We start from the raw sequence: 19,843 nt of genomic DNA, 5'->3' as shown, positions 1-19,843 counted from the left end.
CTTTTTTCATTTTCTTTTTTCAACCTCGTTGCTGTTTTGCGGCAACGAATAATAATATACCATCTGAATTCTTTTCTTGCAATAGTTTTTTTGAAAAAAGTTTCATTTTATGAAAAATAAAAAGCGCCACAGATCAAATGGCGCTTTTGTTGATGTATTAACGGTTTCTCATTTGCGGGAAAAGCAGTACATCTCTGATTGATGGAGAATTTGTTAGCAGCATGATTAATCGGTCGATACCGATTCCTAGTCCGCCTGTTGGCGGCATGCCATATTCTAATGCTTCAACAAAATCGTCATCCATGAGATGCGCTTCGTCATTTCCTTCTTCACGTTCTTTTAATTGAGCTTCAAAACGTTCTCTTTGGTCGATTGGATCATTCAGCTCGGTGAATGCATTTGCATGCTCGCGACGCACGATGAATAGCTCAAAGCGGTCCGTGAAGCGCGGGTCTTCAGGATTTTTCTTAGCTAATGGAGAAATCTCAACTGGGTGCCCGTAAATAAAAGTAGGCTGAACCAGTGTTTCTTCTACTTTTTGCTCGAAGAACTCATTGATAATATGACCTACTGTCATGTTTTTTGTGATTTCAACATCGTGATCAGCAGCATGCTGTTTTGCTTCTTCTACAGACATCTCCTGCCAGAAGTCTACACCTGTTGCTTCTTTGACTGCTTCAACCATATGGAGTCTCTTCCATTCAGGTTTTAGATCAATTTGATCTTCTCCATATTGAATTGTTGTTGTTCCCAGCACCTCTTGGGCAATATGAGCAATCAAGTTTTCCGTTAGGTTCATGATGTCTTTATAGTCTGCATATGCTTCATACAGCTCAATCATAGTAAATTCCGGGTTATGACGAGTTGAGACTCCTTCATTACGGAATACGCGACCAATCTCGTATACTTTCTCTAGACCACCGACAATTAGACGTTTTAAATGCAGCTCGATCGCAATACGCATATAAAGTGGCATATCAAGTGCATTGTGATGAGTAATGAAAGGACGAGCTGATGCACCACCAGGGATGCTATGCATTGTTGGTGTTTCAACTTCTAGGTATCCTTTTGAATCTAAGTATCTTCTCATTGATTGAATGATTTTGCTTCGCATGATGAACGTCTGCTTACTTTCTGGATTGACAATCAGGTCAAGGTAACGCTGACGATAGCGTTGTTCTACATCTTTTAGTCCGTGATATTTATCAGGGAGCGGGCGAAGTGCTTTTGTAAGAACCTCAAAGCTAGTCGCTTTAATTGAAAGTTCTCCTACATTCGTTTTAAATACGGTTCCAGTCACACCGATAATATCGCCTAGGTCCGAGCTTTTGAATAATTCGTAAGCTTCTTCTCCTACACTATCTTTACGTACATAGATTTGAATTTGTCCTTCTAAGTCTTGAATGTGTGCAAAGCCAGCTTTCCCTTTTCCGCGTTTTGTCATCATACGGCCAGCAATTGTTACTTGAGCTGCTTTTTCTTCTAAGTCTTCTTTTGAAAACTCGTCATATTCAGCAATAATTTGTGCGGATTGATGAGAACGGTCATATCGTTCACCGAATGGATCGATACCCTCTTCTCTCATTTTATTCATTTTGTCACGTCTTACTTGGAATTGATCATTTAATTCTTCGTTATTAAGCCCTTCATTACTCATTTATATCACTCCAATAATGTATTTTGCAGAGAAAAGCAGAAAAACTGCCAGTACGTGCACTAGCAGTGAGCTACAAAAAGAAAGATAGTCTTATCCTACTTTTATTCTTTGAAGCTCTTTTGCCTCGGCTTCGATCGTAAAGTCATCTAGAACTTTTACAAGCTCCGCTCTCGTTTCACTTTGATTGATTTGGTTTCTTACATCAGCATTGCCTCGGACACCTTTTAAGTACCATGCTGCATGTTTTCTCATTTCTCTGACAGCCACATGCTCGCCTTTCAGGTCTATGAGTCTGTCTAAGTGAAGTTTGCACACAGACATTTTCTCACGCACATTAGGCTCTTCTTTTAGTTCACCCGTTTCTAAATAATGAACCGTCCGGTAAATCATCCACGGGTTTCCTAGTGCGGCTCTTCCGATCATGACAGCATCTGCACCCGTTTCATCAAGCATACGTTTTGCATCTTGAGGGGTTTTGACATCTCCATTGCCGATGACTGGAATGGAAACAGATTGTTTGACCTCTTTTATAATATCCCAATTCGCTGTTCCTTCGTACATCTGCACACGTGTCCGTCCGTGAAGCGCAACCGCTTGTCCACCTGCTCGTTCAACAGCACGGGCATTTTCGATAGCGAAAATATGGTCTTCGTCCCAACCCATTCTCATTTTCACAGTAACAGGTTTATCTACAGCTTCTACGACTGCGGATACCATTTCGTAAATCTTGTTTGGATCCAGCAGCCATTTCGCTCCTGCGTCACATTTCGTGATCTTTGGTACAGGACATCCCATATTAATATCAATAATGTCCGCCGTTGTATTCTGGTCTACAAACTTGGCCGCTTCTACGAGCGTGTCCTTTTCTCCCCCAAATATCTGAAGGCTCAACGGTTTTTCACGTTCATCAATGTACAGCATGCCCATCGTTCTGGCATTATTAATCAAGATCGCTTTGTCACTGACCATTTCAGCGCAGACTAAGCCCGCTCCAAACTCTTTCACCGTGAGTCTGAAAGCAGAGTTACACACACCAGCCATTGGTGCGAGCACTACTTTGTTTTTAATTTCGATATCTCCGATTTTAAACATCATGTCCCCTCCTTTCTTCTTCAAGAATTGGTGAAAGTTCTTCCACCGTTATATTTAAAGCATCTGCTATTTGACCAACCATTTGGTTTGTTGGTAATCGATTGCCTCGCTCAATTTCCCCTAAGACAGAGACAGAGATGCCCAGTCTTTTGGCGAACCCTTCCTGAGTATACCCTTTTAGCTTTCGGTATGCACGAATTCTTCTACCCCACATGTCTTTTTCCATATGCTTACACCTTCTTGGTCTGTTACGGCGTTTATCTGGGCTTCGCCGATTTCTGGGCAAATCTCACTCATCGGAACAAGAACGAATAAACGTTCGTACATTCTAGGATGCGGCACTACAAGTTGTTCTGTTTCAATATTTTCACGATTATAAAGTAAAATGTCAAGGTCAGCTGTCCGTGGACCCCACCTCACTTCTCTTGTTCTGCCTAACTCCTGCTCAATGTTCTGAGTCAGTGATAGAAGTTCTTCAGGACGAAGCGAGGTGGAAATCTTCACAGCCATGTTCAAGAAGTCATCCTGATTCTCGTAGCCTACAGGTGTTGTCTCATATATAGATGAAATGGATTCAACTTGAACACCTGGATGTTCGTGAAGTTTTTTGACAGCTTCTTTTAAGTAGGTTTCCTTTTTTCCTATGTTTGAGCCTAAAGCGATATATGCTGTATTGTTCATGCGCGTGATCTCGTCATTTCAATGGCAACGGACTGATAGTGTCCTGGAATTGGCGGATCTGGTTTGATTACTTTTACTGTACATTCTTGAACTGTCGGAAAGTCCTTTAACACTTGGTTTGCAATTCTTTCTGTCAGCGTTTCAACGAGGTTCACTGGGTTCCCTTCTACAATATTTTTGCAGATGTTGTAGAGCTCAGCATAGTTGATGGTCTCATTTAGGTCATCCGTTTGTCCTGCCTTACTTAAATCCAGTGAAGCTGTTAGGTCCACACGAAAGCGCTGGCCTAGTTTATTCTCTTCTGCAAATACACCGTGATAGCCGTAAAATTCCATTCCGTTTACATATACTTTATCGATGATAAGCGCCTCCTTTATTCAGCATGGCATCCATCATTTTTGCCATTCTTGCGATTTCTTTTACATCGTGCACTCGGACCATCGCGCTGCCCTTTTGAATCCCAAGACAGACCGTCGCACCCGTTCCTTCAGTACGTTCTTCAGGCGGCAGGTCTAAAACTGCACCGATGAATCGTTTGCGGGATGTTGCTAGAAGCAGCGGATACCCTAGGTGGCAAAAATGTTCAAGTTCATTCATGACCATGAGGTTGTCAGTTTTATTTTTCGCAAATCCTACACCAGGGTCTAATATAATCATGTCATCACCGACACCCGCTTGTTTTACAATTTGAACACTTTCTTTCAGATCTGCAATCATATCTGAAATCAGATGGGTGTAATTCCGCTCTGGTCGATTGTGCATTAAGATGATTGGCACGTTGTGCTTCGCTGCCACATGCGCCATTTGAGGATCAGCTTTCGCCCCCCATACATCATTAATGATTGAGGCTCCCGCTTTCACTGCCTCATCTGCGACATGGGCTTTATACGTATCAATAGAAATAGGTATGTCCAATTCTTTTGTGATCTTCTCAATGACAGGAATGACCCTTGAAAGCTCCTCTTGCTCTGAGACAAGTGCCGCTCCCGGCCGAGTCGATTCACCGCCAATATCAATAATATGCGCCCCATCTTCTATGAGCTGCGTTGCATGAGCTAGCGCTTTATCAATTTGATTGAATTTTCCTCCATCTGAAAAAGAGTCCGGTGTGACATTTAAAATGCCCATGACCAATGTCTTCTCTTCATAACTAAGGGTATGGTGCTTGGCTTGTATGATTTTAGGCTGTTTTATCAATTGTTGTGTCATTGTGTCCACCTACTCTTTATGTTCTAGACGTTCTTTTGTATATTCTGTTCTCAGCTTGGTCGAAATCGTTCGGTTGTGGTTTTGCAGAACGGTGTCTCCGATATTTTTAAAAGGCACAATTCCCTGAACCGAATTGGTCATCCACGCCTCATCAGCTGAGAGCAAGTGCGAGAGTGGATATCTTCCTTCTATTAGTGGGATCCCCGAAGCTTGCAGCGTTTCGATACAATATCGACGGGTAACCCCGTTTAAAATGCCGGTATCAAGTGAAGGTGTATAGATCACATCTTTTTTTCGCCAAAATAGATTTGACGTAATTCCTTCTGCCACATCGTCTTCTTTTGTTAAAAAGATCCCTTCTACAGACGGATCGTTCCCTACTTCTCTTTTCGCCAGCAGGTTGTTCATGTAATGATGCGACTTGAGCCGTCTTGGACCTTCCGGTGTGTTTCTTCTTGTATCAAGAATGATTCCCTGTTTTTCATCTACTATTGATTCTGGCCGGAATGGGGAGATCATCACAAAAACAACAGGCTCCTCATAAGGGTCTGCAGAAAATCCATTACCTCTGCCCGCAGAAACATTGAAGCGGATCCTCGCATGACCGTCCGTTATTTGGTTTTGATTGAATAATGTATGAATGATGTCGAGTACAAATGGTTTCTCTATTGTGGATTCGATGCAAAGGTCACGCAATGATTGATTGAGCCTTTCAAGATGCCAGTCTAACAAGAAGACTTGTCCTGCTAGAGAGGTAAATGTTTCGAATACACCGATGCCATATAGAAAACCATGATCAAAAGGAGAAAGAGTCGCATCTTTCTCCTCTATATACTGACCGTTCAGGTAAATGATCATGCGTTTACTTCATTCCCCTTTTTACGATAGGTTTCAATGAAATTTCTGAGCATTTCCTTACCGAAGGATGTCATAATCGATTCTGGATGGAATTGAACACTTTCAATCTGAAGTTCTTTATGGCGAATGGCCATGAGTTCGCCTTCTTTTGTGCTCGCTGTTCTGACAAAGCACTCCGGTAGCGTCTCGTCTTTAACAATTAATGAATGATATCTCGTTGCGACGAGCGGATTTTGGAGTCCCGTGAAGACACCTTTGCCGTCATGTTCAATCTCTGATGTTTTCCCATGCATTAACCGCTCCGCACGAATGACATCTCCACCAAATACTTGTGCAATGGATTGATGACCTAAACAGACACCGAAGATCGGAATCTTCCCAGCAAAATGTTTGATCGCTTCCATACTAATTCCTGCTTCATCCGGACTGCAAGGTCCTGGAGAAATCATCAGAAAGTCTGGCTTAAGCTCTTCGATTTCTTGAATAGTGACTTGATCGTTTCGTTTTACAATCAGTTCTTCCCCAAGCTCACCTAAATACTGGACCAGGTTGTACGTAAATGAATCGTAATTATCAATCATTAATATCATACTCTGCTCACCTCTAACTCAAAATAGTCTCTTCTTTGCTCAACTGTAATGCTTTTTTCACTGCATAGGCTTTTTTAATCGATTCTTTGTATTCGTGCTTTGGTACAGAATCGATGACAATGCCTGCACCTGACTGCATGAAGGCTCTGCCCCCTGTACAATAAGCCGTACGAATGACGATATTAAAATGCATATCTTGATTGAATCCAAACCAGCCTATAGATCCAGTATAAAGCCCACGCCTTGTCGGCTCAAGCTCTTCTATGATTTCCATTGTTCTCACTTTTGGCGCACCTGTAATTGTGCCGCCTGGGAATACAGCTCTCATGACATCTACTGCATCACAATCATCACGCAGCTCCCCTTGGACATTTGATACAATGTGCATCACGTGTGAATATTTCTCAATGGCCATAAATTCGTTCACCTTGACTGAGCCATAAATAGACACTCGTCCAAGATCATTCCGCTCAAGATCAACGAGCATCACATGTTCTGCACGTTCTTTTTCATCTTCAATGAGTTCTTTTGCCAGCGCTTGATCTTCCGCATCATCCTTGCCTCTTGATCTTGTGCCAGCGATCGGTCTTGTTTCGAGCTGAATGCCTTTTTTCTTAATAAGCAGCTCTGGAGATCCACAGACAATTTGGAAATCTGGCGTGTGCAGATATGACATATATGGAGATGGATTCACGTGACGTAATGTTTTGTATAAATGATATGGGTGGGTATGAAGCTGTTCATCTTGTCTAATGGATAGGTTCACTTGGAACACGTCACCGCTGGCGATATATTGTTTAATCGTTTCTACAGCTTCCCCGAAAGCTTCTTCAGTAAAAGGTACAGCAGGTACACATTCCGAAGAAGACACATTGACAGGTGAATGTGCTGATTCTTCTGATGTGCTTGTCCAGCTTTGCTTTAATTCTTCGAGTCTTTGATGAACTTCACTGACAGGTTCGTCTCCTTCTGTATGAGTCATCAGCCAGAGGACGTCTTTATTATGATCAAAGACAGCGACATCATTGAATACGAGGAAATACAAATCAGGCGTCTTCAAATCATCGATGGACAGCATTTTAAAATGCTCGATATATCTTGCGTAATCATAGCTTAAAAATCCAATCGCTCCACCTTGGAAGTCAGGATATTCGTCGTTCGTTTCTGTTTGTAGGGTTTGAAACCAATCAGCAAATGCCCTAAAAGGATCTCCCTCTTTGAACAACACCTCATTCTGATAATGGATGGTGGTCATCCCGTCCTTCCCTTTCGCTTTAGCGATCGGATGAATGCCGGCAATACTGTATTCTCCGCCACGTGCACTTTCAAGAAGGACGTGATGTGATTCATGAGCCGTTAATTGTTCGTATCGTTTCAAGAATGCATCTTTCGTAAAAGGAATTTTGATGCCCATCGGCCTACGTTGTGTCATGTTATCATCCTTTTTCATTTTCATTAATCTTATTGTAATGCAATCCAATTTATTTAGAAAATAGTATTTGCTTTCCATCTTCAGAATTCATAAAAAAACCCCAGCAAATGCTGGGGTGTATTGTTTAATCAAATTGATAAAGCGGCGTACTAAGGTAACGTTCACCGTTACTTGGAATAATCGCTAGAACTTTTTTCCCTTTACCAAGCTTCTTCGCTGTTTGAAGCGCTGCATAAATGGCTGCTCCTGAAGATATACCACCAAGGATTCCTTCTTCTTTCGCTGCCTTTCTTGCAAGTTCAAATGCATCTTCGTTTTTCACTTGGATAATGCCGTCATATACTTCTGTGTTCAAGATAGATGGAACAAATCCTGCTCCGATGCCTTGAATTTTATGCGGACCTGGTTTCCCGCCTGATAGTACAGGAGAATCTGTTGGTTCTACCGCATAAAGCTGAATAGATGGAATGGCTTCTTTCAGGACTTCACCAGCACCTGTAATCGTACCACCCGTACCAACTCCTGCAATAAATGCATCAAGTTCGCCGTCAAACTGTTCAAGAATCTCTTTCCCTGTTGTGCGGCGGTGAATCTCAGCGTTGGCTTCATTGCTGAACTGCTGAGGCATGAAGTATCCGTGCTCTTCTGCTAATTCTTCTGCTTTTTTGATGGCACCTTTCATTCCTTCTGCACCCGGTGTTAATACAAGTTCTGCACCGTAAGCGCGTAAAAGGTTGCGGCGCTCCTGACTCATTGTATCCGGCATAACTAAAATCGCATTGATTCCTTTTGCAGCCGCGACCATCGCAAGACCGATTCCTGTGTTTCCGCTTGTTGGCTCAATGAGTGTGTCACCAGCTTTTAATGTACCTTTTGCTTCAGCATCTTCGATCATCGCTAACGCAATACGATCTTTTACACTGCTGCCTGGGTTCATATATTCAAGTTTCAAGTAGACATCCGCACTGTCTTCATCTACTAAACGGTTTAATTTAACGACTGGTGTATTTCCTATTAGTTCAAAAACTGAATTTGCAATACGAGCCATCACTAACACCTCTATCTCCGAGTAATTTTATTGTATTAATATTAAATTATCAATTTCGAAAAATTTTGTCAATGCTTTTAGTCCTGCTCTCCATCGTAAAACCATGTGACTTTTGCTTCTTTCCACAGGGTTTTGACATTCGCCTTTTCACCCAGATCTTCCATGGCGATCTGTCTTTTGATCTGATCTTTGACTTCTTCATAAGAGAAGGAGCGGCCATTTAATTTTTCTTTTAATTGTATGATGGCATAACCGTTTTTGATCTCGATCGGCTCTTTCGTCCATTCATCCGGCTGAAGCTTTTGGGCTTCTTGTATGTATAGGGCTGGAATGCTTTCTTGCTCTTCTGTGACAAATCCAAGATCTCCGCCGTAAGGAGAGGTATATCGATCGGTGGATCGTTCAGCTGCTACAGCTTCGAAACTAGATCCGCCCTTTAAATCTTTTAATACACTTTGTGCCTCGTCTTTTGTTTTCACAACAATGTGGCGAATTCGGTATGAGTCATCATATTGATACAAGTCTTTGTTTTTTTCATAAAAGGATTTGGCTTCTTTTTCAGAAACGACCGCATCTCTCGTTAGAAGCTGTTCTAATAAAATTTGATAACGAATCTGCTCTTTCCATTCCTTTTCACTTGTATGACCGTCTTCGTAGAAATTATTAGATACCGCTTTCAGCATCAGCAGCTCACGATTGATCTCCTTTGAAGATACCTCCAGCTTGTTTTCTTTCGCAAGCTGATTGACTACCTTCTGATTAATCATTTGTTCAAGTGTTGCCTTTCCGTAGCGGTCTTCCATTTTCTTTAACCATTCTTGACGTGTGACTTTCTCTTTCCCAATAGAAGCAATTTCTTCACCGCTCTTCCCATTTGAAGAAGCCTGCGACATTTGTGACTTTGTTAATACATATGCAATGACAACGGCATTAATCATGAGCAGAACGAGGATAAATGTCCATACCACTCTTGCTTTCAGTCTCATCTTTCGTCTCCTTTCCATTCTAAAAAGAAAACCCGCTGCTTAGAGCTTAGCGGGTTATTTCTTCACGTAGCTCTTCTAGCTCTTCTTTTGTAAATACATACGTTTCGTTACAAAAATGGCATTGAGCTTCTGCTTGTCCGTCTTGTTCAATCATATCCTCAATTTCGGCTTTCCCTAGGCTGATAATACCGTTGGCAAACCGTTCTTTTGAGCAGTTACAAGAAAATTCGACAGGTACAGTTTCTAAGATTTGAGGTTTTTCACCGAGCACTTCTTCTAAAATTTCTTCAGGAGTCATCCCTTTTTCAATCAGTTTAGAGATCGGTTCAATGGTTGATAATCTCTTTTCGAGTCTTTCGATGACTGCATCTTCTGTTCCAGGCAGCAATTGAATGATGAAACCGCCTGCTGCAAGGATCGAGTTGTCTGGATTGACAAGAACACCCACACCTACAGAGGATGGCACTTGTTCAGAGGAGACCAGGTAATAAGTAAAGTCATCTCCAATTTCACCTGAGACAATTTCCGTTTGCCCTGTAAAGTGGTCTTTCAGTCCGATATCTTTGACAACACTTAACGTTCCAGATGTTCCAACAGCACGTCTAACGTCCAGCTTCCCATGTTCATTTAAATCAAAGTGAACTTGTGGGTTTGAGACATATCCGCGCACCTGACCTTTTGCGTTTCCATCTGCAATGATGGCTCCGATCGGCCCACCGCCTTCAATTTTGACAGTTAATTTATTCTCGCCTTTCAGCATGGCTCCCATCATGACAGTCGCTGTCATGGTTCTGCCGATAGCAGCTGAAGCAGTTGGCCACGTATGGTGTCTTCTCTGCGCTTCGTTGATTGTATCTGTTGTGTTCGCAGCATACGCACGGACTTTCCCGTCATATGCTAACGCTTTAACTAAATAATCCATTTTGATTAAACCCTCCTATAATACACCGACACGATTGCGTTCATAAATTAATTGAAGTCCTTTTAATGTGAGGAACGGATCGACAATATCAATACAGTCTGATTCATTTCCAATCAATGTAGACAAACCGCCTGTTGCAATGACTTTCGGTGTTTGTTTGGCTTGCTGCTTCATCCGTTTCACTATGCCCTCGACTTGCCCAACATATCCATAAAGGATGCCGGATTGCATCGCACTGATGGTATTTTTTCCAACAATGTGATCTGGACGGACAATTTCAATTCTTGGCAGCTTAGCCGCTCTTGTATATAAAGCCTCTGTTGAGATGGTAATACCAGGTGCAATCGCCCCACCCATGTATTGTTTTTGTTCATTGATATAGCAGTAGGTTGTGGCTGTTCCAAAGTCTACCACAATGAGAGGTGCCCCATACAGGTGAATGGCCGCCACTGCGTTCACAATTCGATCAGCGCCGACTTCCTTTGGATTGTCACACATAATGTTTAATCCAGTCTTCATGCCAGGCCCAACGATTTGAGGAGTAATGTGAAAATACTTTTCGCACATTCTTTCCAGAGCAAACATCATTGGCGGGACAACAGAAGAAATGATAATCCCTTCTATCTGGTCAAACATCAGCCCTACATAGTCAAATAAGGATCGGATTGCCATACCAAATTCATCTTCTGTTTTATGACGGCTTGTTTCAATCCGCCAATGGTAGTTCAAATCGCCATTATGATAAACACCTAAAACGGTATTTGTGTTTCCTACATCTATCACGAGTAACAACTTCATCACCACTTTGAATAGTGTCTCAAAAAGAGCATTTTTCGACTTTCTATCATACCATACACGAATTGAGTTCCATTTGTAAACAATTCGAAACCGATCCATTCATGAATCGAAATAAAAAAAAGCTGCCGGTGAGCCCGACAGCTTTTTATAGAAGGAGATTAGATCTCCTCGTCTTCTTCTTTTTTCTTGATGTTCACTTTCACATCATCGTTTTTCTCTTCGTCATCTGCGTATACACGCTCTGGAAGCTTTCCAGTTTCGTAAAGAGATTTAATTTGTTCAGCATCTAATGTTTCCACTTCTAGAAGAGCTTGTGCGATGATTTCTAGCTTATCTTTATTCTCAGTGAGAATTTGTTTCGCACGTTCGTAGCTTTCTTTGATGAAGCGCTGAACTTCTTGGTCAATTTCATAAGCGATCGCTTCACTATAATTCGGCTCGTTGTTGAAATCACGGCCAAGGAATACTTGACCTCCTTGTGCTTGACCGAATTGTAGAGGACCAAGTTTATCAGACATACCGAACTCTGTGACCATTCTTCTTGCAATGCCTGTTGCACGCTGGAAGTCGTTGTGTGCGCCTGTACTTACTTCACCAAACGTAATTTCCTCTGCAACACGGCCGCCGAGCAAGCCGACGATTTTATCAAGAAGCTCTGGCTTCGTTTGGAAATAACGGTCTTCTCTTGGAAGCATGACCGCATATCCGCCTGCCTGACCACGAGGAACGATCGTTACTTTATGCACCATATCCGCTTCGTCTAGGATAAGCCCAATGACGGTATGACCTGCTTCATGGTACGCCACGATATTACGTTCTTTCTTCGAAATGACACGGCTTTTCTTAGCCGGTCCAGCAATGACACGGTCAGTTGCTTCGTCGATATCACGCATATCAATTTTCTTTTTGTTTTGACGGGCAGCAACAAGTGCTGCTTCGTTTAGTAAGTTCTCAAGATCTGCCCCAGAGAACCCTGGTGTTCTGCTTGCAATGGCTTTCAAGTTGACTGTATCATCAAGCGGTTTGTTTTTCGCATGAACCTTCAGTACTTCTTCACGACCAATGACATCTGGGCGGTCAACCGTAATTTGACGGTCAAAACGTCCCGGACGTAGCAATGCAGGATCTAGGATATCTGCACGGTTCGTTGCAGCAATGATGATAATCCCTTCGTTGGCACTAAAACCATCCATTTCAACAAGAAGCTGGTTAAGCGTTTGTTCACGCTCATCATGACCACCGCCAAGACCTGCTCCACGCTGACGACCCACTGCATCAATCTCATCAATAAAGATTAAGCAAGGTGCATTCTTTTTCGCATTTTCAAACAAATCACGTACACGTGATGCACCGACACCGACGAACATCTCGACGAAGTCAGAACCACTGATGCTGAAGAAAGGAACGCCTGCTTCTCCTGCAGATGCTCTCGCAAGCAATGTTTTACCTGTACCTGGAGGTCCTACTAGTAAAACCCCTTTAGGGATTCTTGCGCCAAGCTCCGCAAATTTACGTGGATCTTTTAAGAATTCAACCACTTCTACGAGCTCTTGTTTTTCTTCATCCGCACCGGCAACATCTTTAAATTTCACACGTTTCTTCTCTTCTGTGTAAAGCTTTGCCTTACTCTTACCAAAGTTCATGACACGGCTTCCACCGCCTTGAGCTTGGTTCAATAAGAAGAAGAACAGGATAAAGATGATGATGAATGGAATGATGGTTGTCAGAACTTGCAGCCATCCATTTGTTTCAGGTGCTGGTTCTACTTTTACATCTGTATTCTTCAGTGCACTGTAAATCTGGTCAACACCTTGACCATCTGGAACATGGGTAATGAAGTATTCATCTTTCTTCGCGCCATCTAATTGACCACGAATTTCATAAACCCCTCTTACAGGCTGGATGGAGATACTCTCCACTTTTCCCGCACTTAAATTTTGCGAAAATTTGCTGTAAGACATGTTCTCAGGCTTTTGATTAGGGGATCCTAACCAACTGACAACCCCTATCACAAGTAATAAAATAAGTATATAAAAAATCGTATTACGAAAAACCCGATTCATTCCTTACCTCCTCCCACAGTAAGCACAACTATGTTCAATAGTATCATAGAAAATCATTCCAACACAACCAATAACCTCATGTAAACGTGTGCTCATTAGCCTTCGTAAACAGATGGTTTTAACACTCCAATATACGGGAGGTTTCGGTAACGTTCGGCAAAATCCAATCCATAGCCAACAACAAATGCATCTGGTACTTCAAACCCAACATAATCTGCTTTGATGTCTGCTTTGCGGCCGCTTGGTTTATCAAGCAATGTCACAATTTTAATGGAGTTTGCTTTACGGTATCGGAAAAGCTCTACCAGATAACTCAAAGTTAACCCACTGTCGATGATATCTTCCATAATTAGAATATCTCTTCCTTCAACAGAAGTATCTAGATCTTTGATGATCTTCACTTCTCCAGAAGATACGGTAGACTTTCCGTAGCTAGATACATCCATAAAATCAAGCTCTAAATATGTATCAATGTGTTTGATCAGGTCTGCCATGAATGGAAGAGCCCCTTTCAAAACACCAATAGCCAGGGGAAATTTACCATCATAATCGCTGGTTAATGTTGCACCCAGTTCTTTCACTTTTAGCTGGATCTCTTCTTCTGAGATCAAAATCTTTTCAATATCTTGTTTCATGCTTTTGCTTGCCCCCTACAAATTTTCGTGCTGTCTATATTGTAATACAATGAGATCGCTGTTTGTCATATCAATTTCTTCAAAAACGGATTTTTTCAGACCTGGGATCCAGATGATTTGATGATCCGAGTCAGTGACGATCGGCCAGCTGTCTCTTTCTGCAAGAGGCACTTTTTTATCAATAAATATATCTTTCACCTTTTTTGATCCATTCATCCCTTTAAGTTTGATTCGATCACCGTTTTTTCGTGAGCGAATGATCAAAGGAAGACGAACATGATCTTTTTGAAGCAAGAAAAAATGGTTTCCGTTCCGTGCATCCTTCGGAACATGATTTGATACCAAGATAGACTGTCCATTCGGGAGAAAAAGTTCCTCGCCAAGCTCACCTTTTAAATGATGAGTATATGACTGATCTATGACAAGCGATCGTTCAAAGGTAAACATACAGTGATCATAAGATTTGACAGCTTGTAAACCTTTTGGCAAATCTAATGATCCAGACGGTTGATCAGTATGAGATAACCAGTCCAAAGTCCCTAGAATATGCTGGTTTGAAAACGCTGATTGAGTGTTTTCATAAAGATAGTTTAATATTAGTTGAATGCCTCTTCTTTGTAAAGGCAAAGGCAGGTCAAGCAAAGGCTTCGTTTTGATCTCAATTTGCTTAGGCGTTTGATTCGTAATGACTTGATGCATTTGATCCTTTGTTAATGCCTGCAAGTACTGCTCATCCTCAGTCAGCATGTCACTTACAAACTGAAAGCTTTCATGCACATGAGGTGCCTCTTCTTTTAACACGGGAAGAACGTGTCTTCTGATCCGGTTTCTCAAGTAGTCATCGGTGTGATTGCTTTGATCAATGACATAAGGAACTTGTTCTTTTTCGCAAGCAGTGAGTACATCATCCTTAGAATATCCAATCAGCGGACGAATCAGCCACCCTTCTTGAAAAGGGCGCTTTGCTTGCATACCTGCGAGTCCTATTCCAACAGTCCCTCTTGTCAGCCTCATCACCATTGTTTCTACTTGATCGTCTCCATGATGTGCAAGCGCTATAAATTGAGCGTTGTACTGTTCCATCAATTGACGAAAGAAAGCATATCTGCACTCTCTTGCAGCTGCCTGTTTGTTTAAGCGGTTTTCTTTTGCATATTGGGTGACCTGTATACGAGCCGATTCAAAAAGGATCTCATGCTCTTTACAGTACGCTTCAACAAATGCCAAATCAGCAAAGGATTCTTCTCCTCTGAACATGTGATCTACATGGGCTGCAATCAGCTGAAAGGAACCTTTTCGACGTTTGTTTAGTTCATGCAGCAAGAGCATAGAATCTGGTCCGCCAGAAACCCCGACAATGACTGTCGTATTTTCAAGGAAAACATCATGTTTTTTCAAAAAAGATTCAATTCTATTCACAACTTCCTCCTCACAAAGAGCAGGTAATTTAAAGATATACATATCCTATCACTTTCATTAGCTCCAAGCAAAGAAGAAGCCTGCTTTTTTACAGCTCTATAATAGGAATAAAACCACATAGGCACAGTAAAGAGCGAGCACACTGCATAAGATGAGAATGGTTTCAAAAAGACCGCCTGATTTTTTGCGTACTGATGTTCTTTTCGCAGCAGCAGCTCTTGATCGTGAAGGTGCGGCCTGTTGATGTTGGGGAACAGCTGGCTTTTGCCTATTTGGCTGTGATGGCTTCTTCTGTCGTGATTTTCTTGAAGCAAGCAATTGTCCTTCTTTCAACATCGCGCTTTTCATGTCTGCCGCTGATTGATATTTGCCTTGGAGAGCCGCTTTTAACACCCTCTCATATCGCTTTAATAAAGGATGTCCTTCAATCGCTCGATAAAGCTGCTTTTCTGGTTCTGCCCCTTTTTTAAATTCTTTTTTATAGGCACAGTTCACCATGACCATACTTAAGGCAAATAGATCATAAGAAGGTTCTGCTTTTCTTGTACCGAAGCCCCAGTAGCCGCGGTCAAAAAACTCGGTGTATTCCTTAATCGCCCTTCCCGCCTTCGTTGTTCCTCCAACATCAATACATCGAATCGTAGCTGGGGGGCCTGAAACGATGAGATTATCAGGCTTCAAGTCACCGAAGATCCAGCCTTCCTTATGTAAGTGAGCAAGGTTAGACAACAGTTGAATCATGAGAACGACGATCCATTCATCGCCTTTTTGTTTCACAAATTCAAGCAGCAATGGCCCTCTGACATACTCCATGACATAAAACGACCGTTTCTCTGACATTCCAGGATAAAGAGCATCATCCATATCATAAAAAGAAGGCCCCATGGTTTTCACAGGAGCCTTTGAAAAGGATTTTAATACATTGACTTCAGATGCAATGAGCATACTGTCATCACTCACTTTAAGGGCCACTTGTCCCTTTGGCGATTCGGCCAGATAGACCACACCGTTCGCCCCTTTTCCCAGCTCTTTTACAATGCGGTAATGTTGGTGATGCCATTTTCCTTTTATCATTGTACCTAATGGGATGTTAGAAGCCGAATTCATCATGTTCTTCCTTCGCTTCAAGCAGCCCTTTTCGTGAACGAACTGATTTGAAATGCTGGAGTGCTTCTCGAATTGCTGGTCCTGTCGGTGTAATTCCTCCTGTTGTCAGCTTCGGGAAAATCGATGATAACGAATCGAACCGTGGCGTCCAGTTCAACACAATTTCTGCATCTGAGTTTTTCCCGGGAAATACACACATCCCAAACTGATTTTCACCAATTCTCGAATTTAGACTAATAGAGAGATCGATGAGTGCTTCTTTGACCGTTGGCAACTTCGGTTTCATACTTGCACTCGTATCCACAAGCACAAGCACTTGAAGATGAACAGTCTCACCGAGCTCGTCCACAACCTCCATCACTTCTCCACGCTTATCTGGGGGAAGTTCTTCAATTTCAGTATCTTTGCCAAGAATTTGCTGCAATTCTTTATTCACAACACCTTGTAACGTTTGCGTCATCGCCTTTTTTGTAACCATTTGTACGGTTTGAGACAATTGCTGAACGTAGACAACCTGATGAATGCCTCCGCCTGCTAGAGCAATCCCCTCTACTTCTTTCATCGCTTCATGATCGTGTCTGTTCTCTTCCATAATGCCAATGACATTGACTGTGATCCCTTGCTCCTTTGCCAATGCGGCAATCGCAAGTGGGTCTTCCCCATGATTTGAGCAGCCATCTGTAATCAGTAAGATTTGGTTTACGTGACCTTTTCGCATCTTCATTCCTCCTGGGATTGTAACTGAATGCTTATATCCCCATCATCGCCAGAAGAAATTCATATTATACGATATTTCAAGAAATCTCTTGTTTCTGGAGATAGAATGTACCTGTCGGAATGGATGCCCATTTTGGTGTATTGTGGTCGAGCCTAATGACGACAACCGTCATATCGTCATCGATTTGACCTGCTCTTGTGCGAATGACCTCCTCCATTAATAAATCAGCAATCTCTTGCGGATCTTCTGTTTTAAAGCTCTTCATTTTTCGTTTGACCCACAAATCATGATTTTCGATATGCTTTGGTCCTTCAAAGATACCGTCGCTCATCATGATAAGGAGATCTCCTGCCTTCATCTGTTCACTCACCACTTCTACTTCAAATTCATCAATAATGCCAATAGGCAAGTTGCTGGCCTGTACCTTCATCACTTGATCACCACGTTTAATAAAACTTGGGGTGGAGCCAATCTTGAGGAACTTACAGCTCGCATCCTGTAAATCAATGATGGATAAGTCTAATGTGGAATAGACTTCATCTGTTGTCCGTAAAGATAAAATGCTATTAATCGTTTTAATCGCTACTTTTTCATCAATACCAGACGCCAAGATTTTTTCTAACAGCTTGATCGTTTCATTGCTTTCAAAATGGGCTCTTGCTCCATTTCCCATCCCATCACTAATAGCTGCGGCATATTTACCTGCACCCAGCTCCATCATGCTGTAGCTGTCTCCAGATACTAATCCTCCGCCTTTCGCTGCATGTGCTACACCTGTAGACACTCGATACGATTTTGCAGAACCGAATACAACATGACAATAACCTGTTGGATGCTCCGCACACTGCTCTGCTTTGACTAAAACTTGTTCTTCTAAAATATCCGAGAGCATTGGAGCGATGATTTTTTCGCATTCCCCATGACCTTGGCAATAGGGAATTCTCATCTCTATATCAACATTTCCCTGTTCTAAGCTATAAATTTCAACTTGCTGAATTTCAATTCCAAAGTTCTGAAGTGCTTCTATCATCTGCTCTTCCTGAATAAAATGCTGCTCTCTTTCACGTTTTATTTCCCGGGAAAAATCCTCCATGACTTGCGAAACACCCATCAGTTGTTCGGCGACAAGGCGCCTGCTGTCTTGGACCTTTTTCTTTAAGGTCTGATTTGCTTTATAGTAAGCTATCTCCTCTTCAATCAATTCTTCTACATGCTTTGATTTTGAGCAGTGCTGACTGAATTTCTTTTTCAACTTCCGGTTATGCTCGTACGTTTTTTCATCAGATTCATGCATAACTTGTTTCATGAGTTCATAGGTTGTATCAAAGTTCTGCACCCAGCATTTATTTTTCTTATAGCACGTTTGACAGGAACGTTCTGTGATCGTACTTAAAAAAAGATCTACATCCTCTTCCTGCTTCTTCTCCTCAGGAATGGATTCGTAAAATGTCGCAAAACTCTCAGACAGCGCATGAAATACATTAGAGAATTGATCTACCTTTTTTGCTGTCACGTCTCTTACTTTTCTGGCATATTGCTGCTGTTCCTGTACATGCTCTACCGTACCAGGAATATATTTTGCCACCTTGGACGTTACTGACTGTGGCGTGAGCAAAAACAGTGCAACTGCGATGAGTGATTCATATAGCGTTGTCATTAGCCCTGCTGACCCTTCACCGTAGAGGGAGATTAGTAAAGAACCCACAATCAAGCCGATGGCTGCTCCTGCTTTTTTCCCCTCTTTTAGTAATCCGCCTAATAAGCCCGAAAAGGCAAGCAGACTCATCTGATAAAGGTTGCCGATGTTGGCGAGACCAAGAATTAATCCAGTTACAACACCCACTGTACAACCAATACTCGCTCCTCCAATAAAGGCAAAGCTCAGCACTACATATCGTGACAAAATATGCTCTGCCTGCATTCCTTGAAATGTGATCCCAGCCAGACCTGTTAAAACTGAAGCGATTAATATCATAAAGCAAATAATTTCTTCAACCTTTAAAGAGTGTTTGATTTTCCTGACTGTAAAAATCGGCAAACTTTGAAGAAAAATCAGTGTCAAAATGAAGGCAAGTCCAGCTTCAACCCCCGCCATCACATAGTCATAGCTTTGAACCGCACCCTGCTCGAGGTAAACAAAAGTTCCCCTGGTCATCAGCATTGAGAGCACAATCACAACCGGTAATGTTTTCACTGGGTCTTTGATGATGAATGAAACGACCTTTGACATGAGAAGGAACACGATCAATGACGCAAACACGAATAATGCATTTTGAGGTGATATCGTCATCGCTCCAGCGAGTAAAGCAAGACAAGCAAGCATTGCTTTATCCCTTTTAATGAGCAGCATGGACCCAAAGAAAGGCAATGCAAACGGCATAATTTCAGATAAGATAAAGGCTCGTCCCAATAAAAAGCCCAGAACAACATAAATAAACCCTTTATAGAAAAAAAGAGAATGCGTATGATGAAGAAACAGGTTTTTCATCTTTTTTAACCCTGCACTGATTCTTTCAAACCCGGCTCCCGTTAAATCAGTTCTTCTTTCTAGTTTTTCCATCTTTTCATCCCCCACCTGATATTCGTTGCTTGTCATTATAGCGAAGGTGAAAAAGAAATTTTGTCAAA

Annotated in this window: 18 protein-coding genes and 1 pseudogene; all 19 read right to left on the bottom strand. The window is 42.0% G+C overall.

The genetic code is table 11. The features are described from left to right. Positions 1-157: 157 nt before the first annotated feature. A complete protein-coding gene (gene lysS, locus AC0VYC_RS00490) occupies positions 158-1,657 on the bottom strand; it encodes a lysine--tRNA ligase (RefSeq protein ID WP_024719373.1) in 1,500 nt (499 codons plus the stop codon). Between the two features lie 90 nt (positions 1,658-1,747). Next, complete coding sequence (gene dusB, locus AC0VYC_RS00485; RefSeq protein ID WP_035704043.1) at positions 1,748-2,749, bottom strand: tRNA dihydrouridine synthase DusB; 1,002 nt, start codon at positions 2,747-2,749, stop codon at positions 1,748-1,750. Continuing rightward, the gene (locus AC0VYC_RS00480) at positions 2,742-2,975 is read right to left on the bottom strand and encodes a helix-turn-helix domain-containing protein (protein ID WP_008341798.1); all 234 of its coding nucleotides are present in this window, start codon (positions 2,973-2,975) and stop codon (positions 2,742-2,744) included. Before AC0VYC_RS00480 ends, dusB begins: the two co-directional genes overlap by 8 nt. Continuing rightward, positions 2,927-3,430 (bottom strand): 2-amino-4-hydroxy-6-hydroxymethyldihydropteridine diphosphokinase, encoded by a 504-nt coding sequence (folK, locus tag AC0VYC_RS00475; RefSeq protein WP_007496156.1) that lies wholly within the window; start codon positions 3,428-3,430, stop codon positions 2,927-2,929. Before folK ends, AC0VYC_RS00480 begins: the two co-directional genes overlap by 49 nt. After that, the gene (folB, locus tag AC0VYC_RS00470) at positions 3,427-3,789 is read right to left on the bottom strand and encodes a dihydroneopterin aldolase (protein ID WP_216099589.1); all 363 of its coding nucleotides are present in this window, start codon (positions 3,787-3,789) and stop codon (positions 3,427-3,429) included. The genes folK and folB overlap by 4 nt, the downstream gene beginning before the upstream one ends. Beyond that, entirely contained in the window at positions 3,782-4,639 is an 858-nt protein-coding gene (gene folP, locus AC0VYC_RS00465) for a dihydropteroate synthase (protein WP_058337199.1), read from the bottom strand. The genes folB and folP overlap by 8 nt, the downstream gene beginning before the upstream one ends. A 9-nt stretch (positions 4,640-4,648) precedes the next feature. Continuing rightward, positions 4,649-5,497 carry an aminodeoxychorismate lyase gene (gene pabC, locus AC0VYC_RS00460; protein WP_061417642.1) on the bottom strand — a complete coding sequence of 283 codons (849 nt, stop codon included), beginning with the start codon at positions 5,495-5,497 and terminating at the stop codon, positions 4,649-4,651. Then, positions 5,494-6,087, bottom strand: a complete 594-nt coding sequence (pabA, locus tag AC0VYC_RS00455; protein WP_268372938.1) for an aminodeoxychorismate/anthranilate synthase component II — start codon at positions 6,085-6,087, stop codon at positions 5,494-5,496. The genes pabC and pabA overlap by 4 nt, the downstream gene beginning before the upstream one ends. Positions 6,088-6,100: 13 nt before the next feature. Then, positions 6,101-7,519 carry an anthranilate synthase component I family protein gene (locus tag AC0VYC_RS00450; protein WP_178929426.1) on the bottom strand — a complete coding sequence of 473 codons (1,419 nt, stop codon included), beginning with the start codon at positions 7,517-7,519 and terminating at the stop codon, positions 6,101-6,103. 124 nt (positions 7,520-7,643) lie between these two features. Beyond that, a complete protein-coding gene (cysK, locus tag AC0VYC_RS00445; RefSeq protein WP_017359310.1) occupies positions 7,644-8,567 on the bottom strand; it encodes a cysteine synthase A in 924 nt (307 codons plus the stop codon). Positions 8,568-8,644: 77 nt separating this feature from the next. Further along, positions 8,645-9,547: a peptidyl-prolyl cis-trans isomerase gene (locus AC0VYC_RS00440; protein WP_025206605.1), complete on the bottom strand. Its 903-nt coding sequence runs from the start codon at positions 9,545-9,547 to the stop codon at positions 8,645-8,647. A gap of 52 nt (positions 9,548-9,599) precedes the next feature. Then, entirely contained in the window at positions 9,600-10,475 is an 876-nt protein-coding gene (gene hslO, locus AC0VYC_RS00435) for an Hsp33 family molecular chaperone HslO (protein ID WP_007496169.1), read from the bottom strand. Positions 10,476-10,490: 15 nt separating this feature from the next. After that, positions 10,491-11,267 carry a type III pantothenate kinase gene (locus AC0VYC_RS00430; protein ID WP_008341820.1) on the bottom strand — a complete coding sequence of 259 codons (777 nt, stop codon included), beginning with the start codon at positions 11,265-11,267 and terminating at the stop codon, positions 10,491-10,493. A 164-nt stretch (positions 11,268-11,431) separates the two neighbouring features. Continuing rightward, complete coding sequence (ftsH, locus tag AC0VYC_RS00425; RefSeq protein ID WP_024719367.1) at positions 11,432-13,336, bottom strand: ATP-dependent zinc metalloprotease FtsH; 1,905 nt, start codon at positions 13,334-13,336, stop codon at positions 11,432-11,434. Between the two features lie 95 nt (positions 13,337-13,431). Further along, complete coding sequence (hpt, locus tag AC0VYC_RS00420; protein WP_007496175.1) at positions 13,432-13,971, bottom strand: hypoxanthine phosphoribosyltransferase; 540 nt, start codon at positions 13,969-13,971, stop codon at positions 13,432-13,434. Then, positions 13,968-15,390 (bottom strand): annotated as a pseudogene (gene tilS, locus AC0VYC_RS00415) (tRNA lysidine(34) synthetase TilS). Before tilS ends, hpt begins: the two are co-directional and overlap by 4 nt. Positions 15,391-15,486: 96 nt before the next feature. Continuing rightward, positions 15,487-16,497, bottom strand: coding sequence for a protein kinase domain-containing protein (locus tag AC0VYC_RS00410; protein WP_135009440.1), 1,011 nt, complete (start codon positions 16,495-16,497; stop codon positions 15,487-15,489). Then, on the bottom strand, positions 16,481-17,215 hold the full coding sequence (locus AC0VYC_RS00405; protein WP_008341829.1) for a vWA domain-containing protein: 735 nt from the start codon (positions 17,213-17,215) through the stop codon (positions 16,481-16,483). Before AC0VYC_RS00405 ends, AC0VYC_RS00410 begins: the two co-directional genes overlap by 17 nt. 76 nt (positions 17,216-17,291) lie before the next feature. Then, entirely contained in the window at positions 17,292-19,775 is a 2,484-nt protein-coding gene (spoIIE, locus tag AC0VYC_RS00400) for a stage II sporulation protein E (RefSeq protein ID WP_025206603.1), read from the bottom strand. Between the last annotated feature and the right edge of the window lie 68 nt (positions 19,776-19,843).

It is taken from the genome of Bacillus sp. iso_77, from assembly GCF_056173625.1.
Note: the sequence above shows the minus strand (reverse complement) of the source record. Positions and strands in the feature narration are given on the sequence as shown.

Excerpts from the sequence above, each read along its gene's own strand:
- lysS (WP_024719373.1), bottom strand. The coding sequence starts at position 1,657 with ATGAGTAATGAAGGGCTTAATAACGAAGAATTAAATGATCAATTCCAA.
- dusB (WP_035704043.1), bottom strand. The coding sequence starts at position 2,749 with ATGTTTAAAATCGGAGATATCGAAATTAAAAACAAAGTAGTGCTCGCA.
- AC0VYC_RS00480 (WP_008341798.1), bottom strand. The coding sequence starts at position 2,975 with ATGGAAAAAGACATGTGGGGTAGAAGAATTCGTGCATACCGAAAGCTA.
- folK (WP_007496156.1), bottom strand. The coding sequence starts at position 3,430 with ATGAACAATACAGCATATATCGCTTTAGGCTCAAACATAGGAAAAAAG.
- folP (WP_058337199.1), bottom strand. The coding sequence starts at position 4,639 with ATGACACAACAATTGATAAAACAGCCTAAAATCATACAAGCCAAGCAC.
- pabC (WP_061417642.1), bottom strand. The coding sequence starts at position 5,497 with ATGATCATTTACCTGAACGGTCAGTATATAGAGGAGAAAGATGCGACT.
- pabA (WP_268372938.1), bottom strand. The coding sequence starts at position 6,087 with ATGATATTAATGATTGATAATTACGATTCATTTACGTACAACCTGGTC.
- AC0VYC_RS00450 (WP_178929426.1), bottom strand. The coding sequence starts at position 7,519 with ATGACACAACGTAGGCCGATGGGCATCAAAATTCCTTTTACGAAAGAT.
- cysK (WP_017359310.1), bottom strand. The coding sequence starts at position 8,567 with ATGGCTCGTATTGCAAATTCAGTTTTTGAACTAATAGGAAATACACCA.
- hslO (WP_007496169.1), bottom strand. The coding sequence starts at position 10,475 with ATGGATTATTTAGTTAAAGCGTTAGCATATGACGGGAAAGTCCGTGCG.
- ftsH (WP_024719367.1), bottom strand. The coding sequence starts at position 13,336 with ATGAATCGGGTTTTTCGTAATACGATTTTTTATATACTTATTTTATTA.
- hpt (WP_007496175.1), bottom strand. The coding sequence starts at position 13,971 with ATGAAACAAGATATTGAAAAGATTTTGATCTCAGAAGAAGAGATCCAG.
- AC0VYC_RS00410 (WP_135009440.1), bottom strand. The coding sequence starts at position 16,497 with ATGAATTCGGCTTCTAACATCCCATTAGGTACAATGATAAAAGGAAAA.
- AC0VYC_RS00405 (WP_008341829.1), bottom strand. The coding sequence starts at position 17,215 with ATGCGAAAAGGTCACGTAAACCAAATCTTACTGATTACAGATGGCTGC.
- spoIIE (WP_025206603.1), bottom strand. The coding sequence starts at position 19,775 with ATGGAAAAACTAGAAAGAAGAACTGATTTAACGGGAGCCGGGTTTGAA.